The following is a 21,326-nucleotide window of genomic DNA, read 5'->3' as shown; positions in this document are numbered from 1 at the left end:
GTCAGCCGCCGGTTTTGGTCGGCAGGCCTGCCGCCTTCCAGCCGAGCATCCCGCCCTGGAGATGCTTGTCGTAGGGCAGGCCTGCCGCCTGTGCGGCCATGGAAGCCGTTACCGAGCGCTTGCCGGAACGACAGGCGAACACGACGTCCTTGCCGGCCGGATCGGGAATCAGTTTCGGATCGAAGGCCGACAGCGGAACGACAATGCCATCGGGATAGGCTTCCGCAGAAACTTCATTCGGCTCGCGCACGTCGACGAGGAGATAGCGCCCTTCCGCGATCCCCTTGGCCACGTCCTGCGGCGTCAAATCGTGCACTGCTGCCACGGCCCATCCTCCAACCTTGAAGGGACCGCAGCGGCCCCCGTTCCGGCCGCCAAACTCACCCCGGACGCGCGGAAAATCAAGCGCTACGGCGACACATGCCCTCTGCTCGCGCCGGGCCCCTCGTGCGTGCGGTCAGACCGTGACCTGGGTGCCGACCTCGACCACGCGCCCGCTCGGGATCTGGAAGTAGTCGGTCGCGTCGTTGGCGGAGCGGCTCATCGAAATGAACAGGTGATCCTGCCAGCGCGGCATGCCGGAATGCGCCGCCGGCTTGAGCGCGCGGCGCGACAGGAAGAACGACGTCGACATGATGTCGAATTGCCAGCCGAGCTTGCGCGCGATCGCAAGCGCGCGTGGCACGTTCGGCGATTCCATGAAGCCGAAACGCAGGGTGACCTTGGAGAAGGTCGGGCTGATCTGCTCGAGGCGCACGCGCTCTGCCGGGTCGATGCGTGGCGTCGTCGCGGTCTCGATGGTCAGGATCACGTTCTTCTCGTGCAGCACCTTGTAGTGCTTGAGGCTGTGCATCAGCGCGGTCGGCGCGCTCAAGGGATCGCTGGTCAGGAACACGGCCGTTCCCGCCACCCGCTGCGGCGGACGCTTCTCCAGCATGGTGACGAGGTCGGCCAGCGGAAATTCCAGCTTGCGTGATTTCTCGAACAGCAGCCGGCTGCCGCGCCGCCACGTGTACATCAGCGTCATCACGAAGCCACCCAGCGCCAGAGGCACCCAGCCGCCTTCGAACACCTTCAGGAGGTTCGCCGCCAGGAAGGTCAGGTCCAGGAACAGGAACGGTGCAATCAAGGCGGCCGCCGCCAACGGCGACCATCTCCAGACCTTCCAGATCACGACGAAGCCCATCATGGCGGTGACGACCATGGTCCCGGTGACCGAGATGCCGTAGGCCGAGGCCAGCGCGCTCGACGACTTGAACATCAGCACCAGCAGCATGACCGAGATCAGCAGCAGCTTGTTGATGCGCGGAATGTAGATCTGGCCCGAATGTGCCTCGGAGGTGTGGCGGATCTCGAAGCGTGGCAGGAGACCGAGCTGGATCGCCTGTCGCGTCAGCGAATAGGCGCCGGTGATGACAGCCTGGCTGGCGATGACGGTCGCCATCGTGGCAAGCGCGACCATCGGGATCAACGCCCAGTCAGGGAACATCAGGAAGAAGGGATTCTCGATCGCCTTGGCATCGGCGATCACCAGCGCCCCCTGCCCCAGATAGTTGAGCGCGAGCGACGGCAGCACGATGAACAGCCAGGCGGTCTGGATGGGACGTTTGCCGAAATGGCCGAGGTCGGCATACAGCGCCTCGGCACCGGTCACAGCCAGGAAGACCGCGCCCAGCGTGATGAAGCCGATGATGCCGTGATGCAGCATGAACGACACGGCATGCAGCGGGTTGATCGCCCACAGCACCTCCGGATGGTGCAGGATCGGCGGCAACGCCGCGATCCCGATCACCAGGAACCAGATCAGCATGATCGGCCCGAAGAACGCCGCCACCTTGGCGGTGCCGCGCACCTGGACCGCGAACAGCAGCACGAGAATCACGACCGTGAGCGGCACGACGTAGGGGTCGAACGCCGCCGTCACCAGCTTGATGCCTTCGATCGCCGACAGCACCGACAGGGCCGGCGTGATCACCGCGTCGCCATAGAACAGCGCGCCGCTGATGATGCCGAGCAGAACGATGACACTGGCGCCGCGCGTGACCCCACGCTGGGCGAGCGCCATCAGGGCCAACGTGCCGCCCTCGCCGTGGTTGTCGGCGCGCAGCAGGATCACGACGTATTTGAGGGTGACTACGACCACGAGGGCCCACAGGATCAGCGAGACCACGCCCATCACGGCGTGGGGCGCGGCTTCGCCGCCGCTGCTGGCGGCCATCACGGCCTCGCGCAGCGCGTAGAGAGGGCTGGTACCGATATCGCCGTAGACGACACCGATGCTCCCCAGCGTCAGCGCGGCGTAGCTGGCCGTCGAATGAGTATCGCCATGCCCATTGGTCGCCGGCGTTTCCGCGGGCGTGGCTGCGGCGTCGAATGTCATGGGATAGCCCCCTCGAGGACTCGTTGATGCTTCGCTGCACAAGATGGCAGAGCGCGCGGCTTATAGCTGTAGTGCTCTGTACCTGACCCGATACAAATGCATTCCTGACATGCAAATATGCATTTTAGAGATACTGCCGATGGCCAAAGACCTCAAATCGTTACCTGAGTACCAACCTCGACCACTCTGCCCGTTGGAATTTGGAAGTAGTCCGTCGCGTCATTGGCCGAGCGGCTGAGCGCGATGAACAGCTGGTCCTGCCAGGACGGCATGCCGGACTGCGACGACGGCTTCAGAGAGCGTCGCGAGACGAAGAACGACGTCGACATGATGTCGAACTGCCAACCAAGCTTCCGCGCCACCGCGAGCGCCCTGGGCACGTTCGGCGACTCCATGAAGCCGAAGCGCAGCCGCACCTTGGAGAACTTGTCGCTGATCTTCTCCATGCGCACGCGCTCCGACAGGTCGACCCGCGGCGTCTGCGCGGTCTCGATGGTCAAGACCACATTGTGCTCGTGCAGCACCTTGTTGTGCTTCAGATTGTGCAGCAGGGCCGTCGGCACGGAGGTGGGATCGCTGGTGAGAAACACCGCCGTGCCCTTCACGATGTGCGGCGGCCGCTTCTCCAGGCTGGCAATCAGCACGTCCAGCGGAACTTCGATCTTGCGCGTCTTGAGCACCAGGATGGCCGAGCCGCGCCGCCAGGTCCAGATCGTCACCACCATCGCGGCACCGAACAGCAGCGGCACCCAGGCTCCCTCAAGGAGCTTGAGGAGGTTGGCGCTGAAGAAGGTCATGTCGACAATGACGAACGGAGCGATCACGGCCGCCGCCACGGCGGCACGCAGGTTCCAGAGCTTCCAGATCACCACGAAACCCATGATGCCGTCGGCGACCATGGTGGTGGAAACGGCAATGCCGTAGGCGGATGCAAGATTGCTGGAGGTCCGGAACAGCAGCACCAGCAGCATCACGCCGATCAGGAGCAGCCGGTTGACGCGCGGCAGATAGATCTGTCCGGCGTGGCTCTCCGACGTGTACCGGACCTCGAACCGCGGCAGCAGGCCGAGCTGCACGGCCTGGCTGACCAGCGAGTAGGCTCCGGTGATCACGGCCTGGCTCGCGATCACTGTTGCCGCCGTCGCGAGCCCCACCAGCGGCAGCAGCAGCAGATCCGGCACCATCCGGTAGAACGAATTCTCGATGGCGCCGGGATCGGACAGCACCAGCGCGCCCTGCCCGAAGTAGTTGATCAGCAGCGATGGAAGCACGAAGAACAGCCACGCCGACTGGATCGGCTTGCGGCCGAAATGACCGAGATCCGCATAGAGCGCCTCGCCGCCGGTCACCGCGAGAAACACCGCCCCCAGCGTGACCAGACCGATCGTCCCATGCGAGAGCAGGAACTGCACTGCATAATATGGATTGATCGCCACGAGCACGGAGGGATCGTCGCTGATGTGAACGATCCCCATCACGGCCAGAGACGTGAACCAGACGACCATCACGGGGCCGAAGGCGGAGGCGACCCGCGCCGTCCCCTTGCTCTGGACCGCAAACAGCACGACCAGGATGAACACCGTGAGCGGCACGACGTAGTGCTCGAGCGCGGGTGCTGCGAGCTTGAGGCCCTCGACTGCCGAGAGCACCGAAATCGCCGGCGTGATCATGGAGTCGCCGATGAACATCGAGGCGCCGACAACGCCCAACGACATGAGGAAGAGGCTTCGCCGGCCCAGCGCCCGCTGGCCGAGCGCCATCAGCGACAATGTTCCGCCCTCGCCGTTGTTGTCGGCCCGCAACAGCAGCAGCACGTATTTGGCGGTGACCACGATAAAGAGCGACCAGAGGATCAGGGAGAGCACGCCGAGCACGATGATCCGCGACACCGGCTGGCCCTGAGCGGCGCCGGTCGCGGCCTCGCGGAAGGCGTAGAGAGGCGAGGTCCCGATGTCGCCGAACACGACCCCGACGCTGCCGAGCGTCAGCCCCCAAAACCCCGAAGTACTCGCGGCTTCCTGGTCTTCGGTCGATGTGGCGTTGGCCGTCATGTCGCGCGGAACGCATCTTCCCTGCTTGGCCCGGCGCGTTTGGACGCATACCGGCCGCAGGTCAAGACTCTACCGTAGCAGACCTTGGTTCCCCGGTTGCGACCAAAGAAGCATGCCCCTCGTGGATCTCCACTGCCACCGCGGCCAGTTGCCGGCCAGCTAGGGCTTCAGGTCCGGCGGCAACGGCGGGTCTTCCCGCATCAAGGTGATGGTGACGCGTCGATTGGCCGACAGCGAGGGATCGTCCGGAAACAGCGGTTGCGTGTCGGCCTTGCCGGCCACGGCGTAAACGTGACTTCCGGGAAGCCCTTCCCGCTCCAGGATCTGGCGGACGGCGTTGGCACGGTCGGCCGACAGGTCGAAGGCCCCATAGTCGCTGCGCGCCGGGACAAAGCCGGCTGCCGTATGTCCGGTGATCTGGATCCGCAGCGGCGTCGCCTTGAGCGGCGCGGCCAGCTTCTCGATCAGGCGCCGGGTGCGGTCATAAGGTACCTTTGAGCCGTCGGCGAACATCGAGCGACCGTCCTGGTCGACGATCTCGAGGTTGAGCCCCTGCTTGGTCTCCTCGAACATGATGTGCTTGGAGATCTCGGTCATCTCCGGCATGTCCTGCAGAGCCTGGCGGAGCGAGGCCGAGGCGAGCGCGAACTGGCGGTCGGTCTTCAGCTTGGCGCCGTTGGTATGTTGCCGCTCCTCCTGCTCGGGGCTCGGCTCGTTTGAGGTCTCCTCGGGCGAGACGTGAGCGGCATTCTTGAGTCGCGGCCGGGTCGGCAGGCCGTCGGATTCGACGATGCCGGAATAGCGTGATTCCGACTGCACGCCGAAGGCGTCACGCATCGAGCCGGCGACGACCTTCAGCTTGTTGTTGTCCATGGTCGAGAACGCGACCAGCATCACGAAGAAGCTGACCAGAAGACCCATCAGGTCGGCGAACGTCACGAACCAGCCGTGACCGCCGCCATGCGCATCGCCTCGTTTCTTCTTGGCCATCGCTCACCCCACCCCAGTTCGCCCTGCTGCCGCCGATCAGGCCGGCACAGGCTCACCTTCGGCGTGGCGATGCTTCTCCGGCAGGTAGGCCAGCAGCATTTCGCGGACCAGCGCCGGGCTCTTGGAGTCGCGGATCATCAGGATGCCGTCGATGATCAGGGTACGGTTGGTTTCCTCATCCAGCAGCTTGCCATGCAGCTTGTCGGCGATCGGCAGACAGATCAGGTTCGACACCAACGCGCCGTACAGGGTTGCGAGCAGCGCGGTTGCCATGAAGGGGCCGAGCTTCGAAGGGTCGGTCATGTTGGCGAACATCTGCACCATGCCGATCAGAGTGCCGACCATGCCGAACGCCGGGGCGCAGTCGCCGATGGCGCGGTAGATCTTGCTGCCCTCATCGAGGTGCATGAGAAAGTTGTCGCGGTCGCGCTCGAGATTGTCGCGGATGAATTCGAGGTCGTAGCCGTCGGCGACGTACCGGATGCCCTTGGCCAGGAACGGCTCGTCGGTCTCGACCTTTTCCAGCCCCACCGGTCCCTGCTTGCGGGCGATCTCGGCGATGCGGGCCAGTTCGTCGACCAGGTCGCGGGCCGACAGGCGGCTCATCGTGAAGACGAACTTCATTCCGAGCGGAATGCCGTGCAGCATCACGCCCAGGGGGAAACGGATCATGGTTGCCGAGATTGAACCGCCGAAAATGATGATGGCGGCGTGCTCGCTGACGAACATCTCGAGATCGCCGCCCAACAGCATCATCGTCGCAATGACGATCACGCCAGCCACGAGCCCCACGGTCGTCATAATATCCATGAGTCAACTCCACCGCCTACGCGAACCATCGATCCTGCCGGACTGACGCGACACTTCTGAACCACGTGCCACGACCCTAAATGGCTGCGATTAAGGACGAGTTACCGAATTTGGTAGGCATAATGAGAGGTAAACAAGATCGCGGAATCGGTGCTTAGAACACGCGTTCCACGCGGCCTCATGCGGCGGCAGGCTTCAGCAGCTTCGTCTCTGCGAACAGAACCGCCTGCTCGAACGATTGCTGCATCTTGTTGACCAGCTCCAGCATCTGCGCCGGAGCCATCGTCGCCGAGCCGACCTCGAGTTCGCGGGACAGCCGCGACAGGGCCGAGAAGCCGAACGTCGCCGACGAGCTCTTGATGGAATGCGCCTCGCGCCTCAGTTCCAGCGGGTCCTCGAACCTGGTCGCCATCCGGGCAAACTTGCCGGACGTATCATCCAGGAACGTCCGCAGCACTTCCAGCGCATCCTCCTCGCCGAGTTCGGAGACGAGGATCTGATAGACGGATTCATCGAATTGCACCAAGTCGGTCATGCGACAAGCCTCTCCTTGTGTGTGGCGGCGACCGCGCGAAGCAGAGCGGCGTTCAGTCGATCGCGAGTGACCGGCTTGGTCACGAAGTCGTTCATGCCGGCATCCGTGCACGCCAGATGGTCCTGGCTGGTGGCGTTGGCCGTCAGGGCGATGATGTAGATGTCCTGGGCGGGCGGCGGCAGCGAGCGGATCATCCGCGTCGCCGTCAATCCGTCCATTTCCGGCATCATCATGTCCATGAGCACGAGGTCGTAGGTGTGCTTCTGCACCGCCGCGATGGCCTGGGTGCCGTTCTCGACGATGTCATGGCGATGGCCCAGCTTGTCGAGCAGCTTCTTGATCACGAACTGATTGGTCAGATTGTCTTCCGCCACCAGGATCTTGAGCGGGTCGGTCGCGGCCGGCCGCTCCTCGTGCGCGGCCTCCCCGACGGGCGCGATGACGGCCTCGAGCGCGCTGACGTGGTCGACATCCTGCTGCGGTTGCGGCTGGACCTGGATGGAGAACGTGAAGGTGCTGCCTTCGCCCACCTTGCTCTGCACCTTGATGTCGCCACCCATGCAGGTGACGAGGCGCTTGCAGATCGCAAGGCCAAGTCCGGTGCCGCCGAAGCGGCGCGAGATCGAGTTGTCGACCTGCGAGAACTGCTTGAACAACCGGCCGGCGGCTTCCGCCGGAATGCCGACGCCGGTATCGGCGACCGAAAACACCAGGGTCAGATTCGATTCGGAAAGATCCTCGGCACGCACGCCGACATGCACACTGCCCGCCTCCGTGAACTTGATGGCATTGCCGACCAGGTTGAACAGCACCTGCCGCAGCCGTGCGGGATCGCCGACCACGAAATTGGGCACCTCCGGCGCGATCGAGGTCGTCAGTTGCAGGCCCTTCTCCTTGGCGCGAGACACCAGGAGCTCAGCCGTCGCCGTGACCGACCGGTGCAGGTCGAACTCGATGTGCTCGATCTCCAGGCGGTCGGCATCGAGCTTGGAAAAATCCAGGACGTCATTGAGCAACTGCAGCAGATAGTCCGCCGACTCGCGCAGGGTGGTTGCGATCTTGCGCTGTTCCGGCGCCAGGTCGGCCGACAGCAGCAGGTCGGCGAGCCCGATGACGCCGTTCATCGGGGTGCGGATTTCGTGGCTCATCATGGCCAGGAACTCGGAACGCGCGCGCGTTCCGGCCTCGGCTGCGTCGCGCGACGCAGCGAGCCCGGCCTGGTAGCGCGCGATCAGGATCGTGACGATGCCGATGATCACCGTCAGCAGCGCGCCGACCAGCAGATCGCGATCGCGGTCGATCTTGAAGGCGTCGAAGATCTCGTCCGACGCCTGGCCCACGACGACCGCCAGCGGGTAGTGCGTGATCCGCCGGAATGAATAAATGCGGGTGACGCCATCGATCTGGCTGCGACCGGTATAGGCGCCGGTGCCCTGCTCCAGAACTCCGGCGAGCATCTTGCTACCGACCAGCGAGGCGCCGATTGCGCTGGGTCCGGCGGAGGCGCGGGCACGCACGATGCCGTCGAGCCCGACCAGGGTGACATTCCCCTTCTTGCCGATGTCGACCGAGTTGTAGAAGCTCGAGAGGTATTCGGGGTCGAGCGAGACCACGACGACTCCGCCGAACGAGCCGTCCGACAGGATGATCCGGCGTGTCAGCTGGATCGACCATTTGTTGGAGACCCGGCCGAAGATCGGCTTGCTGATGAACAGAAAATCATCCTTACCGTCGGCATGCACGCGGAAGTGCTCGCGGTCGTGCAGGTCGAGGCCGCGCATCTTCGGATCGATGTTGCTGGACAGCATGACACCGTCCTTGCCGATCACGACCACCTGGAAGGAGAAGTCGGACAGGAACTGGCTGTTCTTCCACCACAGCGACATGTCGAAGTTCTGCGGATCCTTCGCGTAGGAATCGCGGACATAGAGCAGCGTCTGGTCGGCCGCGCGGATCGAGCGGATGATCTGCTCCTCGAAGGCGCGCGCGAGATTGGCGCCATTCTTCAGCGCCGACTGCTCGGTGCGCGAATGCTCCTCGGTGATGGTGTAGAAGATGCCGGCCCAGACCAGTGCGATCGCCGACAGGCCGATCATGGCGCTGCCGAAATGCCCGATCAGACGCACCGCCCGGTCGACGGCCCGGTCGAGCCAGCCGAACAACGGCATCGATTTGGATATCAGCCTGCGCATGTCTCTTCGTCCTCGACGACATGGCATAGCGATGCAGGCTAGCGATCCGGTAAAGCTTGATGGATAAAATCTTCCCAACGCGAGAGTGCCCGTTAATCCTCGGCACATCTCTGATGATCAGCGGGTAATCGGCCACCATGCCCGATGGGTTCTGGGCAGGCCGAGCCTCTCTCCCCGTAATCATCCGGATCAGGTGGTCACGCAGCCGCGCCGTAGCCGACGTTGCGGATGCGACAGCCGATCGCCTTGGCCGCGGGCGGTCTCACCAAGACCGGCCCGCGTTTCAGTTGCAGGACCCAACGCCGTCACTCACGTCCAGGGCGCAGCGCAGCGGCGGCGGTCACCCGACGGCGCATGCCTCCCGGACGCTCAGTGGATCTCAGCCGACCGCTTCAGCGCATCCTTCAGCTTCTCGAGCGAGAAATCCGCCGCTCGCGCGATCTCCAGGATCGGCGTTTCGCGCCGGGCACAGAGCTCGGCAGCCTCCGGCAACTTGGGAGCAATGTCAGCCGGAATCACGATCGCGCCGTGGCGATCGGCGTGGATGAGATCGTCCGAACGCACCGTCATTCCGGCGACGCGAACCTCGCCGCCGAAGCTCTCGGCATGAACCCACGCATGCGACGGACCGATCGAGCCGGCCAGCGCCTGGAAGCCGGGCGCCCATTGCGGGATGTCACGGATCGAGCCGTCGGTGACCACGCCGAGGCAACCGAGCGCCTTGTGCACATTGCTCTGCACCTCGCCCCAGAAAGCGCCATAACCGATATCCGGCCCGTCGATGTCCTGGATGACCGCGATGCGGGGACCATGCCCGGTGCCGACATACTCATAATAGGCGATGCGGCGCCTGCCCTGCTCGTCGGCCGGCAGGCCGGACTTCACCACCGAGCGGATCGTCACCGTGCGCGCGTAGCCGACCATGGGCGGCAGATCGGGAAACGGACAGACCAGCGGCTTGGTCGTATAGCCGATCAGGCGTCGCTCGGGCGCCACGATCTCCATCGCGTTGCAGATGGTCGGCGTATCGTAGCGCGCGAGCGCCTCGAGGACGGATGGAGCGAGCGGCGCGGCAGCGGAACTTGTCACAGGCGTTTTTCTCCGGATGATGCGGACGGCATTCTGACCGTCCTTGCCTCCGGTATAACCGACGCCAGTGCAGCCGGCAAAAGCGCCGGGCGCGGGCCTGACGCGCGGGCCGTTCAGTGCAGCCGTTCCGACGGCCGGTCCTGCTCGGTCGCCGCCGCGCCCGGCGGCGCAAAAGCTGGCGTCGACGCCGAGGCTGGCGATGCGGCAGCCGCAGTACCGAGCGCCGCCGCATGCCGTACGGCCTGCTGGCGATACGACCGCCAGCCCAGCGGCAGGCTGAGGATGTAGAGGATCGAGCCGGCCGACAGGATCTGCCAGGGATAGACCACCAGCAGCGCCACGAAGAACACCACCGCCGCGAACACCGGCAGGACGAATTCCGGCGAGACACGCATCCGCGTCGTCTTGCCGGAAAAGACCGGAAGCCGCGACACCATCAGGAACGCGATCAGCAGCGTGTAGAAGGCCGTCACCAGCGCCGGCGGTGTCGGCACGCCCAGGAACGCCAGATAGACCGGCAGCAGCACCGTGATGGCGCCCAGCGGCGCCGGCACGCCGGTGAAGAAATTGGCGGCGAAGGGCGGCTTGTTGGGATCGTCGATGCTGGCGTTGAAACGCGCCAGCCGCAGCCCGCCGCTGATCGCATACATCATCGCAGCGATCCAGCCGCCGTCGCGCAGCTCATGCAGCTGCCAGAAATACAGGATCAGGCCGGGCGCGACGCCGAAATTGACGAAATCGGCCAAGCTATCGAGCTCAGCGCCGAATTTCGACTGGCCCTTGATCAGGCGTGCGATGCGCCCGTCGATGCCGTCCAGAAAGGCGGCAAAGGCGATCGCGCCGACCGCGAGCTCCATGCGGCCTTCCGTCGACAGCCGGATCGCGGTCAGGCCGGCGCAGATCGCCAGCAGCGTGATCATGTTCGGGACGAGCAGCCGCACCGGGATCGGGCGAAAGCGGCGGCGACGTAGCAAGTCAGAAGAATTCGGATCGAAGCTCATGATGACACCGCAGGCTGGCTGGCCGGGACTTTGTGCCCAATGACGACCCAAGGTCCCGTTAATGGGTCATTTAAAGCCCACGGGGGTTCATGCGTTTCGGAATGTCAACCCCGGGGTGGTCACGTCGAAATCAGCCAGGACCGTTTCACCGGCGATGGCGGTCTGGCCCTCGGAGACCAGGACCTCGGTGCCGTCAGGCAGATAGACGTCGAGCCGCGACCCGAAGCGGATCAGCCCGAAGCGCTCGCCGGCCCCGATGGTCTGGCCTTCCCGCACGAAGGAGACGATCCGGCGCGCCACCAGGCCCGCGATCTGGACCACGCCGATCCGGCCATGCGGCGTCGAGATCGCGAGCGAGTTGCGCTCATTGTCCTCGCTCGCCTTGTCGAGCTCGGCATTGAGGAAGGCGCCCGGGCGGTATGAGATTTTCTCGATCCGGCCGGCCACCGGGCTGCGGTTCACGTGGACGTTGAACACACTCATGAAGATCGAGACCCGCAGCAGCGGCCGATCCCCCAGGCCGAGCTCGGCCGGCGGCAGCGCCCGCGTGATCATCGAGATGCGCCCGTCGGCCGGCGACACCACGAGCCCTTCACGCTGCGGTGTCACCCGAATCGGATCGCGGAAAAACAGCGCGCACCACACCGTGAGCAGCGTGCCGATCCAGCCGAGCGGCGTCCAGATCCAGAACAGGATGAGGCTGCCCAGCGCAAAGCCCCCGATGAACGGATAGCCTTCGGGATGGATCGGCGGAATCTGGGCGCGGATGGAATTGCTGATCGACATGGCCTGCTTCGTTGAGATGGGATCCCTCTAACGTCAGAGCGGAGACGTCAGAGCGGACCGCCGCATTGAATAGTGCTTCGTTTCCGAAGTTCGTATCATATCATGGCGCGTTCGTTTGCGAACTTCGGAAACGAGGCGCGCCGGCAGTTCTTCGATTCGCTTGCAGCTTTGAATTCGAACGTCTGACGACGAACGGGCCGGGGAATTGACGAGAACTTCGAATTCGCCGCACGAGGTCGGTGGACCGCGAAGGTCGACATGAATTCCTCCGCTCAATGATGGCAAAATGCGTCATTATTCCGCAGCACTTGCCACCGTTTCACCCGTGCCGGGCGGATTGCTATTGGGCGCCCCGACTGTATCGTCGATCTGCGCCAGCCGTTCGCGGGCCGCCTCGGCCTCGCGCTGCCGGTTCCACATGCCGGCATAGAGACCACCCCGCGCCAGCAGCTCGCCATGGGTGCCGCGTTCCGCAATCCGGCCCTGGTCGAGCACGATGATGTCGTCGGCCGCGACGATGGTGGAGAGCCGGTGCGCGATGACGAGCGAGGTCCGGTTGCGCGACACGCGCTCCAGCGCTTCCTGGATCTCGTGTTCGGTATGGCTGTCGAGCGCCGAGGTCGCCTCGTCCAGCACCAGGATCGGCGGACCCTTGAGAATCGTGCGGGCAATCGCGACGCGCTGCTTCTCGCCTCCGGAGAGCTTGAGGCCGCGTTCGCCGACCTGGGTCTCGTAGCCCTTGGGCGCCATCCGGATGAAGCCGTCGATCTGGGCGAGCCGCGCGGCCTCCTCGACCGCGGCATCGTCGGCATCCCAGCGCCCATACCTGATGTTGTAGCGGATGGTGTCGTTGAACAGCACGGTGTCCTGCGGCACCATGCCGATCTGGGACCGCAGCGACGCCTGGGTCACCGAGCGGATGTCCTGGCCGTCGATCAGGATGCGGCCCCCGGAGACGTCGTAGAGACGGAAGATCAGCCGTGAAATGGTCGACTTGCCGGCGCCGGAGGGACCGACGATCGCAACCGTCTTGCCGGCCGGCACGTCGAAGCTGAGGCCCTTGAGAATCAGCCGGTCGGGCTCATAGGCGAACCGGACATCCTCGAAGCGCACCGCGCCGGAGGTCACGAGGAGCGGTGTGGCCCCGGGCACATCCTTCACCTCCGGATCGCGCGTAAGCACGCCGAACATCATCTCGATGTCGATGATCGCCTGCTTGATCTCGCGATAGACCATGCCCATGAAGTTCAAGGGCTGATACAGCTGGATCATCATGCTGTTGATCATGACGAAGTCGCCGACCGTGTTGCGTCCCTCGCGTACGCCCTGGGCGCACATCAGCATCGCCGCGGTCAGCCCGATCGTGAAGATCACCGCCTGCCCGGCATTGAGGACGGCAAGCGACGTGTAGGTCTTCACGCTGGCCCGCTCGTAGCGCTCCATCGAGCGGTCGTAGCGCTCGGCCTCGCGCGCTTCGGCGCTGAAATATTTCACCGTCTCATAGTTCAGCAGCGAGTCGATCGCCTTGGTGTTGGCGTCTGTATCCGAGTCGTTCATGCGGCGGCGGATCTCGATACGCCACTCGGTCGCGATGTAGGTGTAGTACAGGTAGGCTGCGACCATCGTCAGCGTCACCAGCACGTAGCGCCAGTCGAACTGCCACAGCAGCACCGCGGTCAGCAGCGAGACCTCGACGATGGTCGGGATCAGCTGCAGGATCACCATGCGCACGATGGTCTCGATCGCGTTGCGGCCGCGCTCGAGCACGCGCGTCAATCCGCCCGTCTTGCGCTCCAGATGGAAGCGCAGCGACAATTCGTGCATGTGAACGAAGGTGATGGTCGCGAGCTTGCGCACCGCGTGCATGGCCACACGCGCAAAAATACCGTCGCGCCATTGCGTCAGGATGGCCATCAGCACGCGCACCACGCCATAGCTCGCCGTCATCATTACGGGCGAGACCACAAGCCAGAACGCCCAGCTCGCAGGCGCCACCGGCGCGGTGTTGGCGCCCGTCAGCGCATCGGTGGCCCATTTGAAGGTGAAGGGCAGGATCAGCGTCGCGACCTTGGCCACGAGCAGCAGCACCACCGACCACGCCACGCGCATCTTCAGATCGGCCCGATCGCTCGGCCAGATGAAAGGCCACAGGCGCCTCAATGTGCCAGCCATCGTTCCCTGCTCCAGGGACGCGGGCGGCTGAGTGGCGCCGGAATGGGGGTGTGAATCGGGGGGCATCAAGCGATCTGGAACAGCGGAGGTCTGGGCGTGTCGTGGCGCCGGGCGGTGCAGGCCTCATATAGAGAGTCCGGCCGCCACATGCACCCGCACTTCAACGGATTCCGTTGCGGCGGCGCAGTATTTGCATCACTGAATTCAGCCCGTCTGTACCATTTCGTGAAAATTGGCGAGCAGAGCCCTGCCCGCCTCCGTCTTGACGCCTTCCAACTGCAGTGTCACATCCGTCCAATGACTGAAATCCGCACCGTCTGTGTCTATTGCGGCTCCGGCCCGGGGACCAATCCCAGCTTCATCGAATCAGCGAGAGCACTCGGCAAGGTGTTTGCCGAGAACGGCGTCAGACTCGTCTATGGCGGCGGCTCCATCGGTATGATGGGCGCAGTCGCCAAGTCCGTGCTCGATCATGGCGGCGATGTGACCGGCATCATCCCCGATTTCCTGGTGAAGAAGGAAGTCATGATGCCGCTGAAGGACCTCATCGTCACCCCCGACATGCACGAGCGCAAGCGGCTGATGTTCGAGCATTCCGATGCGTTCGTCGCCCTGCCCGGCGGCATCGGCACGCTCGAGGAACTGGTCGAACAGCTGACCTGGAAGCAGCTCGGCCGCCACGCCAAGCCGGTTCTGATGGCCAATATCGACGGCTTCTGGGAGCCGCTGTTCGGGCTGCTTGCGCACATGCGCGAGACCGAGTTCATCCGGCCCGGCTTCCAGATCGAGCTGCTGAAGGCCGATCGCGTCGAAGACATCCTGCCGCGGCTGCGCGAAGCGGCCGCGCGCGTCGCCAAGGAAGATGCCGAGATGGCGCCGGAGATCGCCAAGCGACTCTGACTCCTACTCCGCAGGAAACGTCACCGCCTCGATCCGATTGCCGTCGGGATCGAGCACGAAGGCGGCATAATAGCGTACGCGGTCATGCGGCCGCAGTCCGGGCGCCCCGTCCGACACACCGCCGGCCGTGATCGCCGCGGCATGGAACGCATCGACCTCGGCCGTGCTCTTCGCGCGGAAGCAGAGATGCGAGCCGGTCTCGGCCGAAACTCGCGCCATCGCGGAGCGCAGATTGATCCAGAACTCCGGATAGGCCTTGCCGAAGCCGACCGTGGCGGGACGCTCGATCAGGCGCGTCAGGCCGAGCGGCGCCAGCGCGAGCTCGTAGAAGCGCGCGCTGCGGACGAGATCGCTGACGCCGATGGAGACGTGGTCGATCATGCACTTGCTCCTGGCCTCTCCACGTCAGTGCGAGGATAGCGACGAAGCAATCCAGACTCAATCCGCGGAAAGACTCTGGATTGCTTCGCTGCGCTCGCAATGACGGCCACCTAATTCACCCCGGCGCGCCGGACTTCACCAGCTTGTAGAACACCGAATCCATCAGCGCCTGGAACGAGGCGTCGATAATGTTGGGCGAGACGCCGACCGTGGTCCAGCGTTCGCCCGTCTCGTCCTCGCTCTCGATCAGGACGCGCGTGACCGCCTCGGTGCCGCCATTGAGGATACGCACGCGGTAGTCGATCAGCTTGAGGCCGTCGATATAGCCCTGATACTTGCCGAGATCCTTGCGCAGCGCGACGTCGAGCGCGTTGACCGGACCATTGCCTTCGGCGGCCGAGATCAGCCGCTCGCCGGCGACGTCGACCTTGACCACGGCGAGCGCCACCGTGACGCGCTCACCGAGCGCGTTGTAGCGCTGCTCGACATTGACGTCGAACTGCTCGACCCGGAAGTAATCCGGCACCGAGCCGAGCGTGCGTCGCGCCAGCAGCTCGAACGAGGCGTTGGCGGACTCGTAGGCATAGCCGGCCGCCTCGCGCTCCTTCAGCTCCTCGACGAGGCGCGTCAGCTTGGGATCGCTCTTGCTGAACGGAATGCCGCCCCGCTCCAGCGCCGCAATGACATTCGACCGGCCGGCCTGGTCGGAGACCAGCACCTTGCGACGATTGCCGACGCTCTCGGGCAGCACGTGCTCGTAGGTGTGAGGGTCTTTCAGCACCGCTGACGCATGAATGCCGGTCTTGGTCACGAAGGCGCTCTCACCGACGTAAGGCGCGTGGCGGTTCGGCGCGCGGTTGAGCATGTCGTCGAGCGTGCGCGACACCTTCATCAGCCCGGCGAGCTGCTGGTCCGAGACCGCGATCTCGAACCGGTCCGCGAACTCTGTCTTCAGCTTCAAGGTCGGGATCAGCGAGCACAGATTGGCATTGCCGCAGCGCTCGCCCAGGCCGTTCAGCGTGCCCTGGATCTGGCGCGCACCGGCGCGCACCGCGGCGAGCGAGTTCGCCACCGCCTGCTCGGTGTCGTTATGGGCGTGGATGCCGACGCGGTCGCCGGGCACATGCTTGACGACCTCGCCGACGATGGCCTCGATCTCGTGCGGCATGGTGCCGCCATTGGTGTCGCACAGCACCACCCAGCGCGCGCCGGCCTCAAAGGCCGCGCGTGCGCAGGCCAGCGCAAAATCCGCATTCTCCTTGTAGCCGTCGAAGAAATGCTCGCAGTCGAGCATCACTTCGCGGCCGGCAGCCTTGGCCGCGGTGACGCTGTCGCGGATGGAAGCCAGGTTCTCCTCGTTGGTGGTCTCGAGCGCCACGCGCACCTGATAGGCCGACGCCTTCGCGACGAAGCAGATCGCGTCCGCCCTGGCCTCCAGCAGCGCGGCCACGCCGGGATCGTTCGAGACCGAACGTCCCGCGCGCCGGGTCATGCCGAACGCCGTGAACCGGGCGTGGCCCAGCTTCGGCTTCTCGGCGAAGAACTCCGTGTCGAGCGGATTGGCGCCGGGGTAGCCGCCCTCGACATAGTCGATGCCGAGATCGTCCAGCAGCCGCGCGATCGCCTGCTTGTCGGCCAGCGTGAAATCGACACCGTTGGTCTGCGCGCCGTCGCGCAAGGTGGTGTCGAACAGATAAAGCCGTTCCCTGCCTGTCGTGCTCATGTCTTCGCTCCGCCCGGCGCCAGCTCTTTCTTCATCGTGGTATTGGCGAGCCATTCGTCGTTGACGGTGACGCTGTTGCGCTGTTGCGCGACGTAGCCGCGCGTCTTGAAAAAATCGACCGCGGTGTCGCTGGCATCGACGGACAGGTGGGTCGCACCGCGGGCGGCTGTGAGTTTTTCCAGCGCATCACACAGCAGTGTCCCGACGCCCTGCCCGACCACGCTCGGATGCACATAGAGCATGTCGATATGGTCGTTGCCCCGGAGCGAGGCGAAGCCGACCGGCGAGCCCTGCATGGTCGCAATCAAGGTGAGCCCGGCGGCGAGCTTCTTGCCGAACTCCACTTCATCGTCGGCGGCGGAGGCCCAGGCCTCCTGCTGCTCCGCGCTGTAGTCGTCCGATGTCAGCTCCTGGATGCTGGCGACGAAGATCGACGCCAGCAGCGGCGTGTCGGCGGGCAGGAACGGCCGCAATGCGGGCCTCGGAAGAGCCTGTCCCATGGCGTCACCACATGCCGTAGAGTTTCGTGACCAGCGCCACCGCGCTCACGATCAGCACCAGCTTCAGTCCGATGTAGTACAGCCAGTGCCGTGGAAACGGCGTGTCGGGCTTGCTCATCGCGCGATCTCCCAGGTCGTGACCGGCTTGCCGTCGGGGCCCTTGCGATCCTTCAGAACTATGCCCATGGACGCGAGCTCATCTCTGATACGATCAGACTCAGCGAAGTCCTTACGAGCACGTGCCGCATTCCGCTCGCCGATCAGATGCTCAATTTTTTTCCGGTCGCGCTCGACGTCCTCTGATTTCCGTTCCAAGAACAGCTGCCCTGCAGGACCCAAACTGACCTGAATATTCAGCTGTTGAAGAAAATCACTGACTTCTTCTGGGATGGAAGCTTGATTGAGCAGTGCAATCTGAATTCGTCGACCGATCAGGCTCATCGGCTTGATCGCCTCGGGATCATAGATCCCCCGAAGTATTGGAAAGCCGTTCAGAAGAATGGTTCGACGATCGACTACGCCCAAGAGCTCCAAGGAACTCAGGACTTGAGACGCGACATACGGATCCTTACCTACGTTATTGTACCTGGATCGAATGGCAGCCAATGCTGCTGGGGTATTGAGGTCATCGCAGATGTGGAAGAGCATTTCGTCTAGCGGAGCAGCAACGTCTGTCTCTATCCAGCTAGAAAACGAGTGCAGGTCATTGTTAAAGCAGTTCGCGCAGAGGCCGCTAAAGTGATCCGCTACAAACGCCATCTCTTTCTCAGCTTCCGAGATGCGCTCTTTAGACCAATCGAGCGGCGTTCGATAATGCGAGCTAAGCATAGCCAAACGAACCGCGTTTCCTGCCCACTCCCTCCCTCGCCAACCCTGTAGAATTTCTCGAATGGTGACGAAGTTGCCGAGGCTCTTCGACATCTTCGCGCCCTCGACCTGCACGAACTCGTTGTGCAGCCAGTAGTTCGCCATTACCGAGGTGCCATGGGCACAGCGCGACTGCGCGATCTCGTTCTCATGGTGCGGGAAGATCAGGTCGAGCCCGCCGCCGTGGATGTCGAAGACCTCGCCGAGATAGGCCGCGCTCATCGCCGAGCATTCGATGTGCCAGCCCGGACGGCCACGACCCCACGGGCTATCCCAGCCCGGCTCGTCCGCCGACGACTGCTTCCACAGCACGAAGTCAGCCGAATTCCGCTTGTGCGCATCGACGGCAACGCGGGCGCCGGCAAGCTGCTCGTCGAGCTTGCGGCCCGACAGCGCGCCGTAGTCCGGCATCGACCTGGTGTCGAACAGCACCTCGCCGCCCGCCTCATAGGCATGGCCGCGCGCGATCAGTTGCTTGATCAGCGTCACCATGTCCGCCTTGCCATCGGCGCGCGGCAGCACGAAGTCGGTGGCCCGCGGCTGCACTGTCGGCTCCAGGCAGCCGAGCGCCGCGGCATCCGCATAGAACTGGTTCGCCGTTACCTCCGTGACCTTGCGGATCGCCTCGTTCAGCGGCAACCCCGGAAAGTCGCGCGCGGCGCGCGCGTTGATCTTGTCGTCGACGTCCGTGATGTTGCGGACATAGGTGACGTGATCCTTGCCGTAGACATGCCGCAGCAGCCGGAACAGCACATCGAAGACGATCACCGGGCGCGCATTGCCGATATGGGCGAAGTCGTAGACCGTCGGTCCGCAGACATACATGCGGACATTGCCGGGATCGAGCGGCACGAAGGGGCGCTTTTCCCGCGACGCGGTGTCGTACAAACGCAAGTCCATGGTCCGTCCTCGAATGCCCTGTGCTTCCGCCTCGCCGGACCGGGCCTGCCAACGGCCGATCCCCCGCGAAACGCAACGGCTGTCCTACGCCCCATGACGGCCCGCAGGCGGGCAGCCATGGCGCGAATCACGCGTCCGACCTACCGGCCGGGCGTCCTGATCATCTCTGTTGAGAAAAGACGGCCTCAGCCAGCGAATCGCTAGCGCGTAATCTCGCGGCAAATGCAGCAGATGGCGAGGAAACCGTTCATGAAACTCACCATGATGCAGCGGAATGTTTCCGTCAAGAGCCGCAAAACGGCCGTTTTCGCCGCCCAAATGCTCGCGCCCTGCCTCATGGTTAATCATTTTTAACCTTTTTGGCCTAACCATGAGTTGTATCCCTCACCGACCGGTGCACCATGCGATTCTCCTCGGCGCTGCTCGCCTGCTGTGTTCTCATTGCCGCTGCGACGGCCGCTTCGGCGGAGAGCCGCATCTTCATCATCGCCAACGAAGCCGACGGCTATGGCGTCGACCAGTGCCTGGCTAAGGGCGACAGATGCGGCGCCTCGGCCGCCCGCTCCTACTGCCAATCACGGGATTTTGCTCAGGCCTCATCCTACCGCCGCGTCGACCCCGACGAAATCACCGGATCGGTGCCGAAAGCCGGCGCAAACTGCACCCACAGCGGCTGCAACGAGTATGTCGCGATCACCTGCCAGCGCTGACGGGCCCGGTCGCGGTGTTCCCGCCATCTCAGCGCCCCGGAAACGACGTGACGCTGCCGAACAAAGCGGCTATGGGAGGCCGGCCGCTGCCGCGAATATTCCGAAATCTGTGCTAGTCCCGCGGCAGCACCCATGGACCGGAATACCGCATCTTGATCGCTTCCCTGTCTCCGCGCCTGTTGGCCTCCGCTGCGCTGCTTGGTTTCGCTCTGACGAGCTCTCACGCCTCTGCGCAATCGAGTTCCGACACCTACGCCCAGATGGCGCCGGGCCAGCCCGCGCCGCAGGCCGGTGTCAATCCCATCTGTCCCCGGCTCGAATCGCAGCTCGCCTCGATCGACCGCGGCGGTGGCGGTGATCCCGGCCGCGAGGACCAGATCCGGCGCTATCAGGACGCCGCCGCCAAGCAGCAGTCCGAGCTCGATCGCGTCAGCATGCAGGCCAAGCGGATGGGCTGCGATAGCCCCGGTTTCTTCTCGATATTCAACGGTCGCTCGGCCGAATGCGGCCCGGTCAACAACCAGATCCAGCAGATGCGCACCAACCTGGACCAGATCACGAACAGCCTCGAGCGGCTGCGCGGCGGCGGGTTCGGCGGTGAGCGCGACAACCAACGCCGTTCCGTCCTGGCCGCCTTGGGCCAGAACAATTGCGGGCCGCAGTACCAGCAATACGCCAACGCCAACCGCGGAGGCGGCGGTGGTGGTGGCGGCGGCAACTTCCTGACCAGCCTGTTCGGCGGTGGACCCGACAGCAACCCGGCAGCCTCCCTGCCCCCGCCCAGCGCCGACCTTGCGGCGCCCCAGGGCACCTATCGCACGGTCTGCGTGCGCAGCTGCGACGGCGCCTATTTCCCGATCTCGTTCGCGACCGTTCCCGGCCGCTTCTCCGACGACGAGCGTGCCTGCAAGGCGCAATGTCCCGCCGCCGACGCGACGCTGTTCACCTATCGCAATCCTGGCGAGGACATGAACCAGGCGGTCTCGGTCAACGGCCAGCCCTACAGCGCGCTGGCCAACGCGTTCAAATATCGCACCGAGTTCAACCCGACCTGCTCCTGCAAGGCGCCCGGACAGACCTGGGCCGATGCGCTGAAATCGATCGACGACAAGGCCTCCGCCGAGCAGCAGGGTGACATCATCGTCACCGAGGAGAGCGCCAAGCGGATGCAGCAGCGCCAGACCGGCAAGCCGCCGGCGAACGCCGCCAGGAAGGGTGCCGCGCCGGCCGAAGCCGCAGCCCCCTCGGCCACCGACACCACGACCGGCGCCGGTGGCGACAAGCAGATCCGCACCGTCGGCCCGACCTTCATCCCGACGCGCTGATCGAGATCGCCGGG

General features: G+C 64.4%; 18 protein-coding genes and 1 pseudogene. 3 read left to right on the top strand and 16 right to left on the bottom strand.

Annotated elements, in window-relative coordinates:
• Nucleotide 1 precedes the first annotated feature (1 nt).
• The 11 genes from LQG66_RS00825 to LQG66_RS00775 all read right to left on the bottom strand — a co-directional run bounded on the left by LQG66_RS00825 (nt 2) and on the right by LQG66_RS00775 (nt 14,072).
• Nucleotides 2–325: a rhodanese-like domain-containing protein gene (locus LQG66_RS00825; RefSeq protein WP_231322325.1), complete on the bottom strand. Its 324-nt coding sequence runs from the start codon at nt 323–325 to the stop codon at nt 2–4.
• A 132-nt stretch (nt 326–457) separates the two neighbouring features.
• On the bottom strand, nt 458–2,380 hold the full coding sequence (locus tag LQG66_RS00820; RefSeq protein ID WP_231322322.1) for a potassium transporter Kup: 1,923 nt from the start codon (nt 2,378–2,380) through the stop codon (nt 458–460).
• A 152-nt stretch (nt 2,381–2,532) separates the two neighbouring features.
• Entirely contained in the window at nt 2,533–4,431 is a 1,899-nt protein-coding gene (locus tag LQG66_RS00815) for a potassium transporter Kup (protein ID WP_231322320.1), read from the bottom strand.
• Nucleotides 4,432–4,590: 159 nt separating this feature from the next.
• The gene (locus tag LQG66_RS00810) at nt 4,591–5,421 is read right to left on the bottom strand and encodes an OmpA/MotB family protein (protein WP_231322318.1); all 831 of its coding nucleotides are present in this window, start codon (nt 5,419–5,421) and stop codon (nt 4,591–4,593) included.
• 36 nt (nt 5,422–5,457) lie between these two features.
• Nucleotides 5,458–6,231, bottom strand: coding sequence for a motility protein A (locus LQG66_RS00805; RefSeq protein WP_231322317.1), 774 nt, complete (start codon nt 6,229–6,231; stop codon nt 5,458–5,460).
• 178 nt (nt 6,232–6,409) lie between these two features.
• A complete protein-coding gene (locus tag LQG66_RS00800; protein WP_231322316.1) occupies nt 6,410–6,766 on the bottom strand; it encodes an Hpt domain-containing protein in 357 nt (118 codons plus the stop codon).
• Nucleotides 6,763–8,958 (bottom strand): hybrid sensor histidine kinase/response regulator, encoded by a 2,196-nt coding sequence (locus LQG66_RS00795; protein ID WP_231322315.1) that lies wholly within the window; start codon nt 8,956–8,958, stop codon nt 6,763–6,765. The genes LQG66_RS00800 and LQG66_RS00795 overlap by 4 nt, the downstream gene beginning before the upstream one ends.
• Before the next feature lie 369 nt (nt 8,959–9,327).
• Nucleotides 9,328–10,047 carry an RraA family protein gene (locus tag LQG66_RS00790; RefSeq protein ID WP_231322314.1) on the bottom strand — a complete coding sequence of 240 codons (720 nt, stop codon included), beginning with the start codon at nt 10,045–10,047 and terminating at the stop codon, nt 9,328–9,330.
• 113 nt (nt 10,048–10,160) lie between these two features.
• On the bottom strand, nt 10,161–11,048 hold the full coding sequence (locus LQG66_RS00785) for a CDP-alcohol phosphatidyltransferase family protein (protein WP_231322313.1): 888 nt from the start codon (nt 11,046–11,048) through the stop codon (nt 10,161–10,163).
• 87 nt (nt 11,049–11,135) lie between these two features.
• A complete protein-coding gene (locus tag LQG66_RS00780) occupies nt 11,136–11,834 on the bottom strand; it encodes a phosphatidylserine decarboxylase (protein WP_231322312.1) in 699 nt (232 codons plus the stop codon).
• A gap of 294 nt (nt 11,835–12,128) precedes the next feature.
• Nucleotides 12,129–14,072, bottom strand: coding sequence for an ABCB family ABC transporter ATP-binding protein/permease (locus LQG66_RS00775; RefSeq protein WP_305879307.1), 1,944 nt, complete (start codon nt 14,070–14,072; stop codon nt 12,129–12,131).
• Nucleotides 14,073–14,303: 231 nt separating this feature from the next.
• On the opposite strand from LQG66_RS00775, the gene LQG66_RS00770 reads away from it, so the two are divergent.
• Entirely contained in the window at nt 14,304–14,906 is a 603-nt protein-coding gene (locus tag LQG66_RS00770) for an LOG family protein (RefSeq protein ID WP_231322309.1), read from the top strand.
• Between the two features lie 3 nt (nt 14,907–14,909).
• Here LQG66_RS00770 and LQG66_RS00765 read toward each other — a convergent pair whose 3' ends face one another.
• The 5 genes and pseudogenes from LQG66_RS00765 to cysS form a co-directional block, all read right to left on the bottom strand.
• Nucleotides 14,910–15,287: a VOC family protein gene (locus LQG66_RS00765; protein ID WP_231322307.1), complete on the bottom strand. Its 378-nt coding sequence runs from the start codon at nt 15,285–15,287 to the stop codon at nt 14,910–14,912.
• A 115-nt stretch (nt 15,288–15,402) separates the two neighbouring features.
• Nucleotides 15,403–17,010 (bottom strand): citramalate synthase, encoded by a 1,608-nt coding sequence (cimA, locus tag LQG66_RS00760; RefSeq protein ID WP_231322306.1) that lies wholly within the window; start codon nt 17,008–17,010, stop codon nt 15,403–15,405.
• The gene (locus LQG66_RS00755; protein WP_231322305.1) at nt 17,007–17,510 is read right to left on the bottom strand and encodes a GNAT family N-acetyltransferase; all 504 of its coding nucleotides are present in this window, start codon (nt 17,508–17,510) and stop codon (nt 17,007–17,009) included. Before LQG66_RS00755 ends, cimA begins: the two co-directional genes overlap by 4 nt.
• A 114-nt stretch (nt 17,511–17,624) precedes the next feature.
• A complete protein-coding gene (locus tag LQG66_RS37360; RefSeq protein ID WP_425601321.1) occupies nt 17,625–17,951 on the bottom strand; it encodes a CysS/YqeB C-terminal domain-containing protein in 327 nt (108 codons plus the stop codon).
• 78 nt (nt 17,952–18,029) lie between these two features.
• Nucleotides 18,030–19,277: pseudogene (gene cysS / locus LQG66_RS00750) on the bottom strand (cysteine--tRNA ligase); the annotation flags it as partial.
• A 401-nt stretch (nt 19,278–19,678) separates the two neighbouring features.
• Here cysS and LQG66_RS00745 point away from each other — a divergent pair.
• Together LQG66_RS00745 and LQG66_RS00740 are read left to right on the top strand one after the other, a co-directional pair.
• Nucleotides 19,679–19,987: a hypothetical protein gene (locus tag LQG66_RS00745; RefSeq protein ID WP_231322303.1), complete on the top strand. Its 309-nt coding sequence runs from the start codon at nt 19,679–19,681 to the stop codon at nt 19,985–19,987.
• Nucleotides 19,988–20,139: 152 nt separating this feature from the next.
• A complete protein-coding gene (locus LQG66_RS00740) occupies nt 20,140–21,312 on the top strand; it encodes a DUF2865 domain-containing protein (RefSeq protein ID WP_231322302.1) in 1,173 nt (390 codons plus the stop codon).
• Nucleotides 21,313–21,326 lie beyond the last annotated feature (14 nt).

Source organism: Bradyrhizobium ontarionense (genome assembly GCF_021088345.1).
GTDB classification, from domain to species: Bacteria; Pseudomonadota; Alphaproteobacteria; order Rhizobiales; family Xanthobacteraceae; genus Bradyrhizobium; species Bradyrhizobium ontarionense.
Note: the sequence above shows the minus strand (reverse complement) of the source record. Positions and strands in the feature narration are given on the sequence as shown.

What these genes read in the sequence shown, in the direction of transcription:
- LQG66_RS00765 (WP_231322307.1), bottom strand. Translation starts at nt 15,287, where the DNA reads ATGATCGACCACGTCTCCATCGGCGTCAGCGATCTCGTCCGCAGCGCG.
- LQG66_RS00810 (WP_231322318.1), bottom strand. Translation starts at nt 5,421, where the DNA reads ATGGCCAAGAAGAAACGAGGCGATGCGCATGGCGGCGGTCACGGCTGG.
- LQG66_RS00815 (WP_231322320.1), bottom strand. Translation starts at nt 4,431, where the DNA reads ATGACGGCCAACGCCACATCGACCGAAGACCAGGAAGCCGCGAGTACT.
- cimA (WP_231322306.1), bottom strand. Translation starts at nt 17,010, where the DNA reads ATGAGCACGACAGGCAGGGAACGGCTTTATCTGTTCGACACCACCTTG.
- LQG66_RS00820 (WP_231322322.1), bottom strand. Translation starts at nt 2,380, where the DNA reads ATGACATTCGACGCCGCAGCCACGCCCGCGGAAACGCCGGCGACCAAT.
- LQG66_RS00780 (WP_231322312.1), bottom strand. Translation starts at nt 11,834, where the DNA reads ATGTCGATCAGCAATTCCATCCGCGCCCAGATTCCGCCGATCCATCCC.
- LQG66_RS00795 (WP_231322315.1), bottom strand. Translation starts at nt 8,958, where the DNA reads ATGCGCAGGCTGATATCCAAATCGATGCCGTTGTTCGGCTGGCTCGAC.
- LQG66_RS00775 (WP_305879307.1), bottom strand. Translation starts at nt 14,072, where the DNA reads ATGCCCCCCGATTCACACCCCCATTCCGGCGCCACTCAGCCGCCCGCG.
- LQG66_RS00785 (WP_231322313.1), bottom strand. Translation starts at nt 11,048, where the DNA reads ATGAGCTTCGATCCGAATTCTTCTGACTTGCTACGTCGCCGCCGCTTT.
- LQG66_RS00805 (WP_231322317.1), bottom strand. Translation starts at nt 6,231, where the DNA reads ATGGATATTATGACGACCGTGGGGCTCGTGGCTGGCGTGATCGTCATT.
- LQG66_RS37360 (WP_425601321.1), bottom strand. Translation starts at nt 17,951, where the DNA reads ATGAGCCTGATCGGTCGACGAATTCAGATTGCACTGCTCAATCAAGCT.
- LQG66_RS00745 (WP_231322303.1), top strand. Translation starts at nt 19,679, where the DNA reads ATGCGATTCTCCTCGGCGCTGCTCGCCTGCTGTGTTCTCATTGCCGCT.
- LQG66_RS00770 (WP_231322309.1), top strand. Translation starts at nt 14,304, where the DNA reads ATGACTGAAATCCGCACCGTCTGTGTCTATTGCGGCTCCGGCCCGGGG.
- LQG66_RS00800 (WP_231322316.1), bottom strand. Translation starts at nt 6,766, where the DNA reads ATGACCGACTTGGTGCAATTCGATGAATCCGTCTATCAGATCCTCGTC.
- LQG66_RS00755 (WP_231322305.1), bottom strand. Translation starts at nt 17,510, where the DNA reads ATGGGACAGGCTCTTCCGAGGCCCGCATTGCGGCCGTTCCTGCCCGCC.